Source organism: Tardiphaga sp. P9-11 (genome assembly GCF_008329525.1).
In the GTDB taxonomy this organism is placed as follows: Bacteria; Pseudomonadota; Alphaproteobacteria; order Rhizobiales; family Xanthobacteraceae; genus Tardiphaga.
On the sequence record NZ_NPKQ01000002.1, the window covers coordinates 726,570 to 740,790 of the forward strand.

The following is a 14,221-nucleotide window of genomic DNA, read 5'->3' on the forward strand; positions in this document are numbered from 1 at the left end:
GCGCGATTATCGTTGTGCGTCGTTATGCGAGATCGGACTTCGCCATCGCCTTGGCGCCGGCTGCGATCGACGCCACGATGTTCTGATAACCGGTGCAGCGACAGAGATTGCCTTCGAGTTCTTCGCGGATCAGATGATCACTGAGATCATGTCCCTTGCGATGCACGAGGTCCACCGCGGTCATGATCATACCGGGGGTGCAGAAGCCGCACTGCAGGCCATGATGCTCGCGAAACGCTTCCTGCATCGGATGCAGCGGCGCACCATCGGCAGCGAGGCCTTCGATGGTCTTCACCTCGTGGCCATCGGCCATGACAGCGAGCGTGGTGCAGGATTTCACAGCCTTGCCGTCGAGATGCACAACGCAGGCGCCGCATTGCGACGTGTCGCAACCCACATGGGTGCCGGTGAGTCGCAGATTCTCACGCAGAAACTGCACCAGCAATGTGCGCGGATCGATATTGCCGGTGACGGGATTGCCGTTCACGATCATCGAGATTTTGGCCATATGCACTCTCTTGGTCGCACCGCCATTGCGTGGCTGCGCGTCATTAAAATCATTCCAAAAGGGATATTATGACCCATCCCGGCAATGAGCAACCTCAAGTCGGGACGGTCTCTGGCGCGCTTTTACGAGGGATCAAGAACACTTGATCGTAATCGGAAGGTCCTGTGCGCCTAGCCCTGAACGGCCTTAGCGAAGTTCGCGAAGAATTCGTCGGCGATCTTCTTGGCCGAACCGTTGATCAGGCGCTGACCGAGCTGGGCCAGCTTGCCGCCGATCTGGGCTTCCACATTGTAGGTCAGGAGTGTGCCGCCATCCTTGTCGGTCAGGCCGACGACGGCGCCGCCCTTGGCAAAGCCGGCCACGCCGCCCTCGCCTTCACCGGTGATCTTGTAGCCATTGGGCGGATCGAGATCGCTGAGCGTAACCTTGCCCTTGAAGCGCGCCGAGACCGGGCCGACCTTGATCTTGGCGGTGGCACGGAAACCACCTTCCTCGGTGGTCTCGAGCTCTTCGCAGCCCGGGATGCAGGCCTTCAGCACTGCCGGATCGTTGAGCTTTTCCCACACCACGTCGCGGGGTGCCGCAAGCTGGACTTCACCGCTCATCGTCATGGCCATGGGTCTGTCTCCTGAATTTGTCGCCGTCCGGAATTGAGGCTGTCATCCCCAAGGGATTGCCCCCAATCCCAAGTAATGCACGGAGGGCGCAAAGGAAAGACCGGCCCGCGGATGGATGCACTGCCTATTCGCAATGCAACAAGCAATGTCGACAGGGAGTTTGTGGGGATTGGCAGACTCTGCCCGGAATGGTTAGGGTCCCGCACAGATGAGCACCTCCCTTTCCCCTCTGCTGGCGCCCTTGTTATCGAGCCCCGCGATGCGCGCGGTTTGCGATGATACCGCCCATTTGCAGCATATGCTGGACTTCGAAGCCGCACTGGCGCGGGCCGAGGCCACAGTCGGGGTGATTCCCGCCAGCGCCGTAAAGGCCATCGAGGCCGCCTGCAAAGCCGACCAGTTCGATCTGGCCGCATTGGCAGAAGCTGCAACGCATGCCGGCAACCTCGCAATTCCGCTGGTCAAGACGCTCACCGCCAAAGTGGCGAAAGCCGATGTCGAGGCCGCGCGCTACGTGCATTGGGGCGCGACCAGTCAGGACGTCATCGACAGCGCAACCATGCTCGGCCTGCGCGCCGCGATCGACGCCCTGGTGGCGGATATCGACCGCGCCATTGCCGGCTTTGCAGGCCTTGCGGTCAAGCACCGCAACACCGCCGTGGTCGCCCGCACCTGGCTGCAGCACGCGCTGCCGATGCCGTTCGGGCTGAAGCTTGCTGAATATGCCTCGGCCCTGAATCGTTCGCGCCTGCGCCTGAAGCGATCGCGCACCGAGGGCCTCGCGCTGCAATTCGGCGGCGCCGCGGGCACGCTCGCTGCGCTCGGCGACAAGGGGCTTGTCGTTGCCGAGCAACTCGCCAAGGAATTGCAGCTGCCGCTGCCCGATGCGCCGTGGCACACCCATCGTGATCGCATCGCGGAAGTCGCCTCCGTGCTGGCAATCCTGTCGGGCTCATGCGGCAAGATCGCCCGCGACGTGTCACTGATGATGCAGACCGATGTCGGCGAAGCGTTCGAACCGTCAGGCGAAGGCCGCGGCGGCTCGTCGACCATGCCGCATAAGCGCAACCCGGTTGCTTCCGCTTCGGCGCTCGGGGCCGCGACCATGGCGCCGAATCTTGCTGCAACCATCTTTGCCGCGCAGATCCAGGACCACGAACGCAGCGCTGGTCCGTGGCACGCGGAATGGCCGACACTGCCGACGCTGCTGCTGGTCACCTCAGGCGCGCTGGCGGCTATTGTCGACATCGCCGAAGGGCTTGAGGTCGATGCCATCAGGATGCGCAGCAACCTCGACACCACCCACGGTCTCATTATGGCGGAAGCCGTGACCTTCGCGCTGGCCGAAAAGCTCGGTAAGAGCGACGCCCATCATCTGGTCGAGGCCGCCACGAAGCGCGCCGTCGCCGAGAAGAAACATTTGCGCGATGTGCTCGCGGCCGATCCCAAGGTCAGCGCGCAGCTCAGCGCTGCCGCGATCGCCAAACTGTTCGAGCCGATGGATTATCAGGGCGTCTCGCAAGCCCTGATCGACCGCCAGCTCGCCTCACTCCGTTAAGAAGAAACTCGGGAGACACACCATGCCCATGATCGACGCCGACGGCTGCCTGCTGAATGTCTCCGTGGAGGGCCGCGACAGCGGGCCGACGCTAATGATGTCGAATTCGCTCGGCTGCACCATGGCGATGTGGGAGCCGCAGATGCCGGCGCTGACAAAACTGTTTCGCGTGATCCGCTACGATCGCCGCGGCCACGGCAAGTCCGGCATGAACGGTCCGACCTCGATGGAGCGCTATGGCAAGGACGTGCTGGCGATCCTCGACGATCTCAACATCGACAAGGTGCACTGGTGCGGATTGTCGATGGGCGGCATGGTCGGCCAGTGGCTCGGGGCCAACGCGCCTGAGCGTTTCAACAAGATCATCCTGGCCAACACCAGCTGCTACTATCCGGATCCAACCAACTGGCATAACCGCGTCAAGGCGGTGCGTGAGGGTGGCATTGTCGCGGTGGCCGACGCCGTCATCGGCGGCTGGCTGACCGCCGACTTCCGCGAGCGCGAGCCCGAGACCACCGCGAAGATGAAGGCGATGCTGATCGCCTCACCGGTCGAAGGCTATCTTGCTGCCTGCGAGGCGCTAAGCACGCTCGATCAGCGCGCGCTGCTGCCCAAGATCAAAAGCCCCACGCTGGTGATCGCCGGCCGTCAGGACAACGCAACACCGGTTGCGGCTGGTGAACTGATCCGCAGCAACATCCCCGGCGCGAGCATGACGCTGTTGGACGCCGCACACATCTCGAACGTCGAACAGCCCTACGCTTTCACTGACGCCGTCGTTGGCTTCCTGACGCAGCGCTGAACGGAGACCTAAGATGGACGAGCAACAGCGCGCCGCTGAAGGCACCGCAAAACGCCGCAAGGTTCTCGGCAATGCCTGGGTCGACAAATCGGCCGCCGGCAAGAACGCATTCAATGCGGATTTTCTCGATCTGATCAGCCGCTACGCCTGGGGCGAGATCTGGACGCGGCCGCATTTCGATGATCGCACGCGCCGCGTATTGGTGATCGGCACCATGCTGGCGCTCGGCCAGTGGGACGAATTTCGCATGCATGTGCGCGCCGCCCTCACCGAAGGCGGCTTCACACCTGACGACATCAGGGAAATCCTGTTGCAGCAGGCGATCTATTGCGGCGTCCCGGCGGCCAATCACGCCACCAAGGAAGCCGGCGCGATCATTAAAGAACTCGGACTCGCCATTTAGGCGACCTTTTAGTTAGGCGACTTTTTGCAGAAGCTGTGCGTCGTTGGCTGCCTTGCCCGGCTGCCCGGGGTCAAGCTCCTGCGCCGCCGCGCGACGCAGCGGCGGCTCGATCGCCATCAGCACCGCGGTGCCCAGCAGCAGCAGCAATTCTGTGATGTGCAGGCGCATTGCGGCGATCTCGCCGACTTTCGATGCCATGATCATACTGGCGAACGAGATCACGCCGCCGATACCGAGCGCCATCATCAACGCCTCATCGCAGCCGCCCGTCTTGCGGATTTTCGGCCGTGTGATGAACACCAGGAATACCATGAAGAAAGCAACCACCGTCAGCTTGCCGACGGCGAGCAGCCACGCATAGCGCACCGTGCCCATGCTGGAAAATTGCATGTAGTCGCTGAGAAACAGCGCCAGTGAAATATTGGGGCGCTCATAGAAGCCCTGGATCGGCGAGACCATGATGCGGAACGCGAAGATCGTCCAGGTCGGGATGAAATAGCAGGCGATCAGCGCGCCCGTGAACGTGCTGATCCGCCAAGTCTGAAACGTACCGGTCTGAAACGTGCCAGCCTGCAGAGTTCCACCCTGATGGGCTCCGGTCTGGTCTGCGCTGCTCTGATCCATCACGTCGTCCACCGCTCTGCCGGCGACTCGCAGGAGTCGCACGCCTGCGTCGACGTAACGCCCGTTCAATCAGACGGACAATGTAAACCAATTGGTAACCTTAATTCGAAAATTGCCGGGATAACGGCGGGGGAATACGATCGGGACTTGCCAAACGAAAAGCCCCGCCTTTCGGCGGGGCCTTCCACATGGGTCGCTGAGAACGACCCAAACCTCAATTGATGTCTGCCTGACGGCCTATCTCTGGCCCTGCCGGCCCGGGTCCTGCTCGTGGTCGGGCTTCATTCCACCGCCCTGCTGCTGGCCGGGTTTCTGGCCCTGCTGCCCCGGGTTCTGGCTCTGCTGGCCCGGCTTCTGCTGACCGGGCTTTTGCTGGTTCTGATTGGACATTCTTCAATCTCCTGTGTTGAACCATTCAACGCCCGACAACGTGCAGCCCCGATCTTCGTTTCGGTTCCCGCGTGATAATTGCAAGGCCGTTGCACGGCGCAACTGTGACACCGGAACAGCCGCAAATAAGGCGCGGATTTGTGTGCGCTGCGGCGCAAGCGAACGGACGCCAATCGCCGCGAAAAACAGCATGTACAGGCTACTTTAGCCGCACCAGCCCCTGTTGCCGCCTCCAATGGCCGCTGTTAGAAAACGATACAACGACGCAATGATCCGGCTGCCGGATCATGGTGGCGCCTCACTCGAATTCGGCAGCGCATGGATTATTTCGCCCAGCAACTGATCAACGGTCTCGTGCTCGGCTCCATCTATGGCCTGATCGCGATCGGCTACACGATGGTCTACGGCATCGTCGGCATGATCAATTTCGCCCATGGCGATATCTTCATGATCGGCGGCTTCATCGCGCTGATCACCTTTCTCATTCTCGTCTCGATCGGCCTCACCGCGGTGCCGGTGATCCTGCTGCTGGTGCTGCTGGTGTCGATGGCGATCACCTCGCTCTATGGCTGGACCATCGAGCGCATCGCCTATCGTCCCCTGCGCCATTCCTTCCGCCTCGCACCGATGCTGTCGGCGATCGGCATGTCCTTCGTGCTGACGAACTTTTCGCAGGTCGCGCAGGGCGCCCGCGTCAAGCCGGTGCCGCCGATCATCACCGGCGGCTACACGCTACATGAAGGCGCCGACGGTTTCGCCGTGCGCTTGTCCAACATCCAGATCATCGTCGTCATCACCACCATCGTGCTGCTGGCGCTGTTCACCTGGCTGGTGGCCCGCACGCGCCTCGGCCGCGACATGCGCGCCTGCGAGCAGGACCAGACCATGGCCTCGCTGCTCGGCGTCGATGTCGACCGCACCATCTCCATGACCTTCGTGATCGGCGCGGCACTCGCTGCAGTTGCGGGCATGATGTACCTGCTCTATTACGGCCTCGTAGATTTCTTCATGGGCTTCGTCGCCGGCATCAAGGCCTTCACGGCCGCCGTGCTCGGCGGTATCGGCTCGCTGCCCGGCGCGATGCTCGGCGGCTTGCTGATCGGCCTGATCGAGACATTGTGGGCCGCCTACTTCTCCACCGAATACAAGGACGTCGCCGCCTTTTCGATTCTGATCGTGGTGCTGATCTTCCTGCCGACCGGCCTCCTCGGCCGTCCCGAAGTCGAAAAAGTCTGACGGGATCCAAGTGGCAGCAAACGCATCACAAGCTAAGACTGCCCGCGGCCCGGACGCCGCATTCATTCTGAAGAAGGCCGTGATCTCCGCGTTGGTCGCGCTGGTGCTGTTCTCACTGATGATCGGCATCCGCACCGAGGCCGGCTCCGATGGGCAACTGACTTGGTGGACGCGCTTCGGCGATCTCGCCGCGATGGTCGCCGTGGTGTTCGGCGGCAGTATCGTCATGGAGCTGCTGCGCCGCTGGTGGGGCCCAGTGGACACCGTGCGCGTCGTGCCGCCGTCGGCGCAGAAGGTATTTTCCTTCGCCGGCCGAGCGCTGGTGCCGGCGCTGTTGATCTTCACCTTCCTCGTCCCGGTGATCTTCTATGACGAGCGCTACATCCTCGATCTCGGCATTCTCGTGCTGACTTACGTGATGCTCGGCTGGGGCCTCAATGTAGTTGTCGGCCTCGCCGGCCTGCTCGATCTCGGCTATGTCGCGTTCTACGCGGTCGGCGCCTATTCCTACGCGCTGCTGGCCACCAATTTTGGCCTGTCGTTCTGGATCTGCCTGCCACTCGCCGGCATTCTCGCCGCGTTCTTCGGCGTGCTGCTCGGCTTTCCGGTATTGCGGCTGCGCGGCGACTACCTCGCGATCGTTACACTGGCGTTCGGCGAGATCATCCGCCTCGTCATCATCAACTGGCAGACCCTCACCGGCGGCCCCAACGGCGTCTCCGGCATTCCGCGTCCCACGATGTTCGGCATTCCGCTGACGCCGGGCGATGACGGCCTTGCCGCTTTACTCGGCATCGAATTCTCGCCGACCCATCGCATCGTCTTCCTGTTCTATCTGATCCTCGCCCTCGCCCTCCTCACCAACTGGGTCACCATCCGCCTGCGCCGCCTGCCGATCGGCCGCGCCTGGGAAGCACTGCGCGAGGACGAAGTCGCCTGCCGCGCGCTGGGCATCAACACCACCACCACCAAGCTCACCGCCTTTGCCACCGGCGCCATGTTCGGCGGCTTCGCCGGCGCGTTCTTCGCGACTCGTCAGGGCTTCATCAGCCCGGAATCCTTCACCTTCCATGAGTCTGCGCTGGTGCTGGCCATCGTCGTGCTCGGCGGCATGGGCTCGCAGCTCGGCGTGGCGCTCGCAGCGCTGGCGATGATTGGCGGCTTTGAATTGTTCCGAGGACTTGAGCAATTCCGCATGCTGGTATTCGGCGGCGCCATGGTGCTGCTGATGATTTGGCGCCCGCGCGGGTTGATCGGCCACCGCGCGCCCACCGTCTTTCTCGAACGCAACACGGTGATCTCGTCCGACCTCGTCAAAGAGGGGCACGGATGAACATCAACGACATCCTCAGCGTCGAAAATCTGACCATGCGCTTCGGAGGCATCGTCGCCGTCAACGATCTCTCATTTACCGCCGAGCGCGGCAAGATCACCGCGCTGATAGGTCCCAACGGCGCCGGCAAGACCACCGTCTTCAATTGCATCACCGGCTTCTACAAGCCGACATCCGGGACCATCCGTCTGCGCAACGGTGACGACGAATGGCGACTAGAGAAGCTCAACGATTTCCGTATCTCGAAGATCGCCAAGGTCGCGCGCACCTTCCAGAACATCCGGCTGTTTCCGGGCATGACCGCGCTGGAAAACCTGATGGTGGCGCAGCACAACACACTGATGCGCGCCTCGGGCTTCACCTTTCTCGGCCTGTTCGGCGTGCCCAGCTATCGCGCTGCCGAGAAGGCTGCGATCGACCTCGCGCGCTACTGGCTCGATCAGATCGACCTTCTGGAGCGCGCTGACGATGCCGCTGGCAACCTGCCTTACGGCGACCAGCGCCGACTCGAAATCGCGCGTGCGATGTGTACCGAACCCGCACTGCTCTGCCTCGACGAACCTGCCGCAGGCCTCAATGCGCGCGAGAGCGCCGCACTCAATGAGCTGCTGCTGAAGATTCGCGCCGATCATGGCACATCGATTCTTCTAATCGAGCATGACATGTCGGTGGTGATGGAGATCTCCGACCACATCAACGTGCTCGACTATGGCGTGCAGATCGCTGACGGCACGCCGCAGGAAATTCGCGACAATCCTAAAGTCATCGCGGCTTATCTTGGTGCGGACGAGGAAGAAGCGATTGCAGTGATGGAGGGCGAGACGTGAGCGCCACCCCCATCCTCACCGTCACCGGCCTGCGCGCGTCCTATGGCAAGATCGAAGCGCTGAAAGGCGTCGATCTCGACATCAAGCACGGCGAGATCGTCGCACTGATCGGTGCCAATGGCGCCGGCAAGTCGACACTGATGATGACGATCTTCGGCAAACCGCGGGCGCGCTCGGGCGTGATCACCTATGACGGAACGGATATCACCGACCTGCCGACCCACGAGATCGCGCGCATGCGCATCGCGCAATCACCCGAAGGCCGCCGGATTTTCCCGCGTATGAGTGTCGCGGAAAATCTGCAGATGGGCGCCGACGTCAACGAGAGCACGCCAACGGAGCGCGCCGGCAGCCTCGACAAGGTGCTGACGCTGTTTCCGCGCCTCAAGGAGCGCATGACCCAACGTGGCGGCACGCTCTCCGGCGGCGAACAGCAGATGCTGGCCATCGGTCGCGCACTGATGAGCCGCCCGCGCCTGCTGCTGCTCGATGAGCCGTCGCTCGGGCTCGCACCGCTGATCGCCAAGCAGATTTTCGATGCCATCCGCGTGCTCAACAAGCAAGACGGCCTGACGGTCCTGATCGTCGAACAGAATGCCAATCACGCGCTGCGTCTGGCTCATCGCGGCTACGTCATGGTCAACGGACTGATCACCCTGTCAGGCACGGGCAGTGAATTGCTGAAGGCTCCGGAAATCCGCTCCGCCTATCTCGAAGGCGGCCGGCACGGCTGACGGATCGACATTCTTCACCGTATGACAATCAAACACGCAGAGCGACGCAAACAATCGACACTATTCTCAAGGTAGAATGATGCGCCAATCGCGATTCCGTCACGGCGTCGCAATTGCCCGCATTCGAACGGAACACGGGGACTTCCTATGAAATTCATCAAACTTATCGGCTTGACGGCGGGTGCTTCGATTGCGCTGGCGTCCGTTGCACTGGCACAGGATATTCCTGTCGCCGTCGCGTCATCGATGACCGGCAGCGAATCCGCCTTCGGCCGCCAGTTCAAGAATGGTGCCGAACTCGCCGTCGCCGATATCAACGCCGCCGGCGGTCTGTTGAACAAGAAGCTGGCGCTACAGGTCGGCGATGACGCCTGCGATCCCAAGCAGGCACGCTCGATCGCCGAGAAATTCGCCAGCGCGCGCATTCCGTTCGTCGCCGGTCACTATTGTTCGTCGTCGTCGATCCCGGCCTCGGAAGCCTATGCCGACGGCAATGTGCTGCAGATCTCACCGGGCTCGACCAATCCGCTATTCACCGAACGCAAGCTCGCCAATGTGCTGCGCGTCTGCGGCCGCGACGATCAGCAGGGTTTTGTCGCCGGCGAATACATTGCCAAGAACTACAAGGGCAAGAATATCGCGATCCTCAACGACAAGACGACCTATGGAAAAGGCCTCGCCGACGAGACCAGGAAGGCGCTGAACAAGGCCGGCGTCACCGAGAAGATGTTCGAGAGCTACAACAAGGGCGACAAGGATTTTAATGCGATCGTGTCGCGCCTGAAGCGCGACAATATCGATCTGGTTTATGTCGGCGGCTATCACCAGGAAGCCGGCCTCATCGTGCGCCAGATGCGCGACCAGGGCCTCAAGACGGTGCTGATGGCAGGCGACGCTATCAACGACAAGGAGTTCGCCTCGATCACCGGCCCCGCTGCGGAAGGCACGCTGTTCACCTTCGGTCCCGACCCGCGCAACAAGCCGACCGCCAAGGCGATCGTCGACCGCTTCAAGGCCAAGAACATCGATCCCGAGGGCTATACGCTCTACACCTATGCGGCGTTCCAGGTCTGGTCGCAGGCCGTCGCCAAGGCCGGCACCACCGACACCAAGAAGGTGATGGACACGATCAAGGCCGGCGAATGGGACACCGTGCTTGGCAAGCTGGCCTTCGACGCCAAGGGCGACATCAAGGCCATCGACTACGTCGTCTACAAGTGGGACGCCAAGGGCGACTACGCCGAATTAAAGCAGTAAGCCTGCAGGGCCGCACCTCTCCGCGGATAGCGCGAGGTGCGGCTCGCCTCACGTCATGATGTCGATGCCTGAGCCGATGTGAGGCGACTGCCCAGCAGGGCGGCTTCGGCATCTTTTCTGATCCGCTGGAGCGGGTTCACGCAACGAAAGCTATTGCGACGACCTGCCGCAGCCGGACTCACAGGCAGGCTGTTTGCGGCCGAAAATTGCCGATGACTCGGCATCAAAATAAGTTGAGAATGATCCTATCGTTCGGGCGGCCGGATTGCCTTTGCGGCCGAAAACTCTTTGCGAGGATCATCCCCCATGAAACCATTGAATGTGATCGGCAAGTTGACCGGTCTTGCCTTTGCCGCGTCGCTGCTCTCAACCGCAGCTTTTGCGCAGGACATCAACGTCGCGGTCGCCGGCCCGATGACCGGCGGCGAATCTGCCTTCGGCCGCCAGATGAAGAACGGCGCCGAACAGGCCGTGGCCGATCTCAATGCCGGCGGCGGCGTGCTCGGCAAGAAGCTGGCGCTGCAGGTCGGCGACGATGCCTGCGACCCCAAACAGGCGCGCTCTATCGCCGAGAAGCTTGCAAGCTCCAAAGTGCCGTTCGTCGCCGGCCATTTCTGCTCGTCGTCGTCGATCCCCGCTTCCGAAGCCTATGCCGATGGCAACGTGCTGCAGATCACACCGGCCTCGACCAATCCACTGTTCACCGAGCGCAAGCTCGCCAATGTGCTGCGCGTCTGCGGCCGCGACGATCAGCAGGGCCTCGTTGCCGCCGACTTCATTGCCAAGAACTTCAAGGGCAAGAACGTTGCGATCCTCAACGACAAGACCACTTACGGCAAGGGTCTCGCCGACGAGACCAAGAAGGCACTCAACAAGGCCGGCTTCACCGAAAAGATGTTCGAGAGCTACAACAAGGGCGACAAGGATTTTAACTCGATCGTCTCGCGCCTGAAGCGCGACAATATCGATCTGGTTTATGTGGGTGGCTATCATCAGGAAGCCGGTCTGATCCTGCGCCAGATGCGCGACCAGGGCCTCAAGACCGTGTTGATGGCCGGCGACGCCATGAACGACAAGGAATTCGCCTCCATCACCGGCCCGGCTGCGGAAGGCACGCTGTTCACCTTCGGCCCAGACCCGCGCAACAAGCCGACCGCGAAAGCGATCGTCGAGAAGTTCAAGGCCAAGAACATCGATCCGGAAGGCTACACGCTCTACACCTACGCGGCATTCCAGGTCTGGTCGCAGGCCGTCGCCAAGGCCGGCTCCACCGACACCAAGAAAGTGATGGACGTGATCAAGGCCGGTGAATGGGACACCGTACTCGGCAAGATGGCGTTCGACGCCAAGGGCGACATCAAGGCGATCGACTACGTCGTCTACAAGTGGGACGCCAAGGGCAACTACAGCCAGATCGATGCGAAGGGAACGTGATAACTCTTAAGTGGCAGCGCTTTCCTAACCTCTCCCCGCCCCGGCAAAGTGAAGCTTCGCCCGGCGGGGCGAGGTAAAAGAAAGCCTACCCGAAATTCTGCAGCGCGGGAAACGTCTCCAGCAGCCAGATGCTGGCATTCGAAACGGCACCGGTGAGAAACGCGACGCCGGTGATCACCATCAGCACGCCCATGGCGCGCTCGACATGGACGAGATGCTTCTTCATGCGCGCGAACATGCTGGAGAATTGCTCCACCATGAAGGCCGCAATCAGGAACGGGATGCCGAGGCCGAGGGAATAAACCGCGAGCAGCCCCGCGCCTTTGGTCACCGTCGCCTCCGCCGCCGCCACCGACAGGATCGCCGCGAGGATCGGGCCGATGCACGGCGTCCAGCCAAACGCGAAAGCCAGGCCCATCACATAGGCGCCCCACAAGCCGACCGGCTTGGGCATGCTCAGGCGTCCCTCGCGCATCAGCAACCCGATGCGCGTGAGGCCAAGGAAATGCAGGCCCATCAGGATGATCAGGATGCCGGCAACGATTGACAGTTCCGCCGCATAGGAGCGGATCACGCTGCCGACCAGACTGGCGCTGGCGCCAAGCGCAACAAACACCGTGGAGAAACCCAGCACGAACACGGCAGCGGAGATCATCACCGCGCGCTTGGAGGCTGCTTCCTGTTCGTCATTGGCGACGTGCTCGATGGTCGCGCCCGTCAGATAGATCAGATAGGGCGGCACCAGCGGCAGCACGCAGGGCGACAGGAACGAGACAATACCGGCAATCAATGCGGCGGGAATGGTGACATCGGAGATCATGCGGCTAGATGCACTGCTGACATGACGGGATGCAAGCGGGATGGATCAAATGCCCGCCACTTCCGGCTGTTGTGATCGCGCGTGATCGGTTGACCGGGCAGCCTTGCTGCGGTCTGGTCGGGCCAAGAGGGAACCGCCATGAAGAACCTGCTCACCGATATCGCCGGCGTACGCGTCGGCCATTCCGACGACGCCCAACTGGCCTCCGGCGTCACCGCCATCCTGTTCGACAGGCCAGCCGTGGCCTCAGTAGACATACGCGGCGGCGGACCGGGCACGCGCGAAAGCGCCCTGCTCGATCCTGTGAACACCGTGGACGCCATCCACGGCCTCGCGCTGGCCGGCGGCTCGGCCTTTGGACTCGAAGCCGGCGGCGGCGTGCAAGCCTGGCTCGCCGAGCAGGGCCGTGGCTACCAGATCGGCAATGCTGTCATCCCCATCGTGCCCGGCGCGATCCTGTTCGATCTGCTCAATGGCGGTGACAAGAACTGGGGCCGTTTCCCGCCCTATCGCGATCTCGGCTATGCAGCGGCCGCCGCGGCCAGTGACGACTTCAAGCTCGGCAGCGTCGGCGCAGGGCTTGGTGCCACGACGGTCAATTTCAAGGGCGGCCTCGGCTCGGCCTCCGCCATCACGCCATCGGGCGTGCGCGTGGCTGCGCTCGCGGCAGTCAATGCGGTCGGCAGCGTCACCATCGGCGACGGTCCGCATTTCTGGGCGGCGCCGTTCGAAGTCGGCAGCGAGTTCGGCGGACACGGCATGCCCGACAAAATGAAACCCGAGATGCTTGCGATGCATATCAAGGGCGGCCCCGCAGCAACGTCGATCGAGAACACGACACTTGCCGTCGTCGTTACCGATGCGATCCTGACCAAGGCGCAAGCAAAACGTCTCGCCATGATGGCGCAGACCGGATTCGCGCGCGCAATCTATCCGGTACATGCGCCGCTCGATGGCGATATCGTGTTCGCAGCCGCGACGGGTGAAAAACCCATCGATCCGCTGATCGGATTAACTGAACTCGGCATGCTCGCCGGCAACGTGATTACGCGTGCCATCGCACGCGGTGTGTATGAAGCGACGGCGCTGCCGTTTACCGGCGCGCTTCCAGCGTTTCGCGACCGTCACTAGATGATCGCAACGCTGCCGCAGCATCGCTGCACGAATTGCGGCAGGTATACTTCTCTGCAACAGCGTACAAATCTACCTGAACTGTAGTACGCGATCAGTAGAACTCGCACCCTTTAATGTTAAAAATCGCTTTCGATTGCCGGGACAAATCAAACGACGCATCTTCCAGCGTGTCCAACAAGGGCACAAACAACAGAGGAGAAACGTCATGAAGAAGATGCTCTACGTCGCAGCCATGGCAACCGCATTGATCAGTGCTCCGGCTTTTGCCGGCGGTGGTGGTAAAGGCCTCGGCGTGAATGCGAACGTGCTGACTGGGTCGGGCGGCGTGCTCGGACTGCTCAGCGGTCGTGGCGGTCTGGTGGTCAACGCTAGTGTCGTCACCGGCAAGGGCGGCATTCTTGGCGCTGTGCTTGGCCGTGGCGGCCTGCTCGGCGGACTTGGCGGCCACGGTGGCTGCGGCTGCTAAGAACTCGCCTCTGCAGCTATTCGTAGCTGAACTCAAGAAGCGGACGAACGGGGGACGCCCTGCTCGTCTTCCCGACCG

16 protein-coding genes are annotated in these 14,221 nt (G+C 62.0%); 11 read left to right on the forward strand and 5 right to left on the reverse strand.

Annotation, left to right across the window (positions count from 1 at the left end):
• Window positions 1-22: 22 nt before the first annotated feature.
• Entirely contained in the window at window positions 23-508 is a 486-nt protein-coding gene (locus CIW50_RS09880) for a (2Fe-2S)-binding protein (RefSeq protein ID WP_089264990.1), read from the reverse strand.
• A 170-nt stretch (window positions 509-678) separates the two neighbouring features.
• A complete protein-coding gene (locus CIW50_RS09885; protein WP_149531051.1) occupies window positions 679-1,125 on the reverse strand; it encodes an SRPBCC family protein in 447 nt (148 codons plus the stop codon).
• Between the two features lie 208 nt (window positions 1,126-1,333).
• Here CIW50_RS09885 and CIW50_RS09890 point away from each other — a divergent pair, with 208 nt between their 5' ends.
• From CIW50_RS09890 to CIW50_RS09900, 3 genes are read left to right on the forward strand one after another with little or no spacing between them, the layout of a single operon-like run.
• Window positions 1,334-2,683: a 3-carboxy-cis,cis-muconate cycloisomerase gene (locus tag CIW50_RS09890; protein ID WP_149531052.1), complete on the forward strand. Its 1,350-nt coding sequence runs from the start codon at window positions 1,334-1,336 to the stop codon at window positions 2,681-2,683.
• A gap of 22 nt (window positions 2,684-2,705) precedes the next feature.
• Complete coding sequence (pcaD, locus tag CIW50_RS09895; RefSeq protein ID WP_149531053.1) at window positions 2,706-3,485, forward strand: 3-oxoadipate enol-lactonase; 780 nt, start codon at window positions 2,706-2,708, stop codon at window positions 3,483-3,485.
• Window positions 3,486-3,498: 13 nt separating this feature from the next.
• Window positions 3,499-3,888: a carboxymuconolactone decarboxylase family protein gene (locus CIW50_RS09900; RefSeq protein ID WP_149531054.1), complete on the forward strand. Its 390-nt coding sequence runs from the start codon at window positions 3,499-3,501 to the stop codon at window positions 3,886-3,888.
• 12 nt (window positions 3,889-3,900) lie between these two features.
• Here the strand turns inward: CIW50_RS09900 and CIW50_RS09905 are convergent, their stop codons facing one another.
• A complete protein-coding gene (locus tag CIW50_RS09905; protein WP_197738358.1) occupies window positions 3,901-4,512 on the reverse strand; it encodes a hypothetical protein in 612 nt (203 codons plus the stop codon).
• 237 nt (window positions 4,513-4,749) lie between these two features.
• Window positions 4,750-4,902 (reverse strand): hypothetical protein, encoded by a 153-nt coding sequence (locus CIW50_RS29015; RefSeq protein ID WP_170849538.1) that lies wholly within the window; start codon window positions 4,900-4,902, stop codon window positions 4,750-4,752.
• A 318-nt stretch (window positions 4,903-5,220) separates the two neighbouring features.
• Here CIW50_RS29015 and CIW50_RS09910 point away from each other — a divergent pair, with 318 nt between their 5' ends.
• The 6 genes from CIW50_RS09910 (at window position 5,221) to CIW50_RS09935 (ending at window position 11,723) form a co-directional block, all read left to right on the forward strand.
• Window positions 5,221-6,138: an ABC transporter permease subunit gene (locus CIW50_RS09910; RefSeq protein ID WP_089264995.1), complete on the forward strand. Its 918-nt coding sequence runs from the start codon at window positions 5,221-5,223 to the stop codon at window positions 6,136-6,138.
• 10 nt (window positions 6,139-6,148) lie between these two features.
• The gene (gene livM, locus CIW50_RS09915; RefSeq protein ID WP_149531055.1) at window positions 6,149-7,471 is read left to right on the forward strand and encodes a high-affinity branched-chain amino acid ABC transporter permease LivM; all 1,323 of its coding nucleotides are present in this window, start codon (window positions 6,149-6,151) and stop codon (window positions 7,469-7,471) included.
• Window positions 7,468-8,298 (forward strand): ABC transporter ATP-binding protein, encoded by an 831-nt coding sequence (locus tag CIW50_RS09920; RefSeq protein ID WP_149531056.1) that lies wholly within the window; start codon window positions 7,468-7,470, stop codon window positions 8,296-8,298. Before livM ends, CIW50_RS09920 begins: the two co-directional genes overlap by 4 nt.
• The gene (locus CIW50_RS09925) at window positions 8,295-9,032 is read left to right on the forward strand and encodes an ABC transporter ATP-binding protein (RefSeq protein ID WP_149531057.1); all 738 of its coding nucleotides are present in this window, start codon (window positions 8,295-8,297) and stop codon (window positions 9,030-9,032) included. The genes CIW50_RS09920 and CIW50_RS09925 overlap by 4 nt, the downstream gene beginning before the upstream one ends.
• Before the next feature lie 147 nt (window positions 9,033-9,179).
• The gene (locus CIW50_RS09930; protein ID WP_089264999.1) at window positions 9,180-10,289 is read left to right on the forward strand and encodes a branched-chain amino acid ABC transporter substrate-binding protein; all 1,110 of its coding nucleotides are present in this window, start codon (window positions 9,180-9,182) and stop codon (window positions 10,287-10,289) included.
• A 306-nt stretch (window positions 10,290-10,595) separates the two neighbouring features.
• Entirely contained in the window at window positions 10,596-11,723 is a 1,128-nt protein-coding gene (locus CIW50_RS09935; RefSeq protein ID WP_149531058.1) for a branched-chain amino acid ABC transporter substrate-binding protein, read from the forward strand.
• A gap of 85 nt (window positions 11,724-11,808) precedes the next feature.
• On the opposite strand, the gene CIW50_RS09940 is transcribed toward CIW50_RS09935, so the two are convergent.
• Window positions 11,809-12,543, reverse strand: coding sequence for a cytochrome c biogenesis CcdA family protein (locus CIW50_RS09940; protein ID WP_149531059.1), 735 nt, complete (start codon window positions 12,541-12,543; stop codon window positions 11,809-11,811).
• 138 nt (window positions 12,544-12,681) lie between these two features.
• Here CIW50_RS09940 and CIW50_RS09945 point away from each other — a divergent pair, with 138 nt between their 5' ends.
• Entirely contained in the window at window positions 12,682-13,674 is a 993-nt protein-coding gene (locus CIW50_RS09945; RefSeq protein WP_149531060.1) for a P1 family peptidase, read from the forward strand.
• A gap of 208 nt (window positions 13,675-13,882) precedes the next feature.
• Complete coding sequence (locus CIW50_RS09950) at window positions 13,883-14,143, forward strand: hypothetical protein (protein ID WP_149531061.1); 261 nt, start codon at window positions 13,883-13,885, stop codon at window positions 14,141-14,143.
• The last annotated feature ends 78 nt before the right edge of the window (window positions 14,144-14,221 follow it).

Bases quoted from the DNA above. Each gene is read 5' to 3' on its own strand.
- CIW50_RS09880 (WP_089264990.1), bottom strand. From the start codon at position 508: ATGGCCAAAATCTCGATGATCGTGAACGGCAATCCCGTCACCGGCAAT.
- CIW50_RS09885 (WP_149531051.1), bottom strand. From the start codon at position 1,125: ATGGCCATGACGATGAGCGGTGAAGTCCAGCTTGCGGCACCCCGCGAC.
- CIW50_RS09890 (WP_149531052.1), top strand. From the start codon at position 1,334: ATGAGCACCTCCCTTTCCCCTCTGCTGGCGCCCTTGTTATCGAGCCCC.
- pcaD (WP_149531053.1), top strand. From the start codon at position 2,706: ATGCCCATGATCGACGCCGACGGCTGCCTGCTGAATGTCTCCGTGGAG.
- CIW50_RS09900 (WP_149531054.1), top strand. From the start codon at position 3,499: ATGGACGAGCAACAGCGCGCCGCTGAAGGCACCGCAAAACGCCGCAAG.
- CIW50_RS09905 (WP_197738358.1), bottom strand. From the start codon at position 4,512: ATGGATCAGAGCAGCGCAGACCAGACCGGAGCCCATCAGGGTGGAACT.
- CIW50_RS29015 (WP_170849538.1), bottom strand. From the start codon at position 4,902: ATGTCCAATCAGAACCAGCAAAAGCCCGGTCAGCAGAAGCCGGGCCAG.
- CIW50_RS09910 (WP_089264995.1), top strand. From the start codon at position 5,221: ATGGATTATTTCGCCCAGCAACTGATCAACGGTCTCGTGCTCGGCTCC.
- CIW50_RS09920 (WP_149531056.1), top strand. From the start codon at position 7,468: ATGAACATCAACGACATCCTCAGCGTCGAAAATCTGACCATGCGCTTC.
- CIW50_RS09930 (WP_089264999.1), top strand. From the start codon at position 9,180: ATGAAATTCATCAAACTTATCGGCTTGACGGCGGGTGCTTCGATTGCG.
- CIW50_RS09935 (WP_149531058.1), top strand. From the start codon at position 10,596: ATGAAACCATTGAATGTGATCGGCAAGTTGACCGGTCTTGCCTTTGCC.
- CIW50_RS09940 (WP_149531059.1), bottom strand. From the start codon at position 12,543: ATGATCTCCGATGTCACCATTCCCGCCGCATTGATTGCCGGTATTGTC.
- CIW50_RS09945 (WP_149531060.1), top strand. From the start codon at position 12,682: ATGAAGAACCTGCTCACCGATATCGCCGGCGTACGCGTCGGCCATTCC.
- CIW50_RS09950 (WP_149531061.1), top strand. From the start codon at position 13,883: ATGAAGAAGATGCTCTACGTCGCAGCCATGGCAACCGCATTGATCAGT.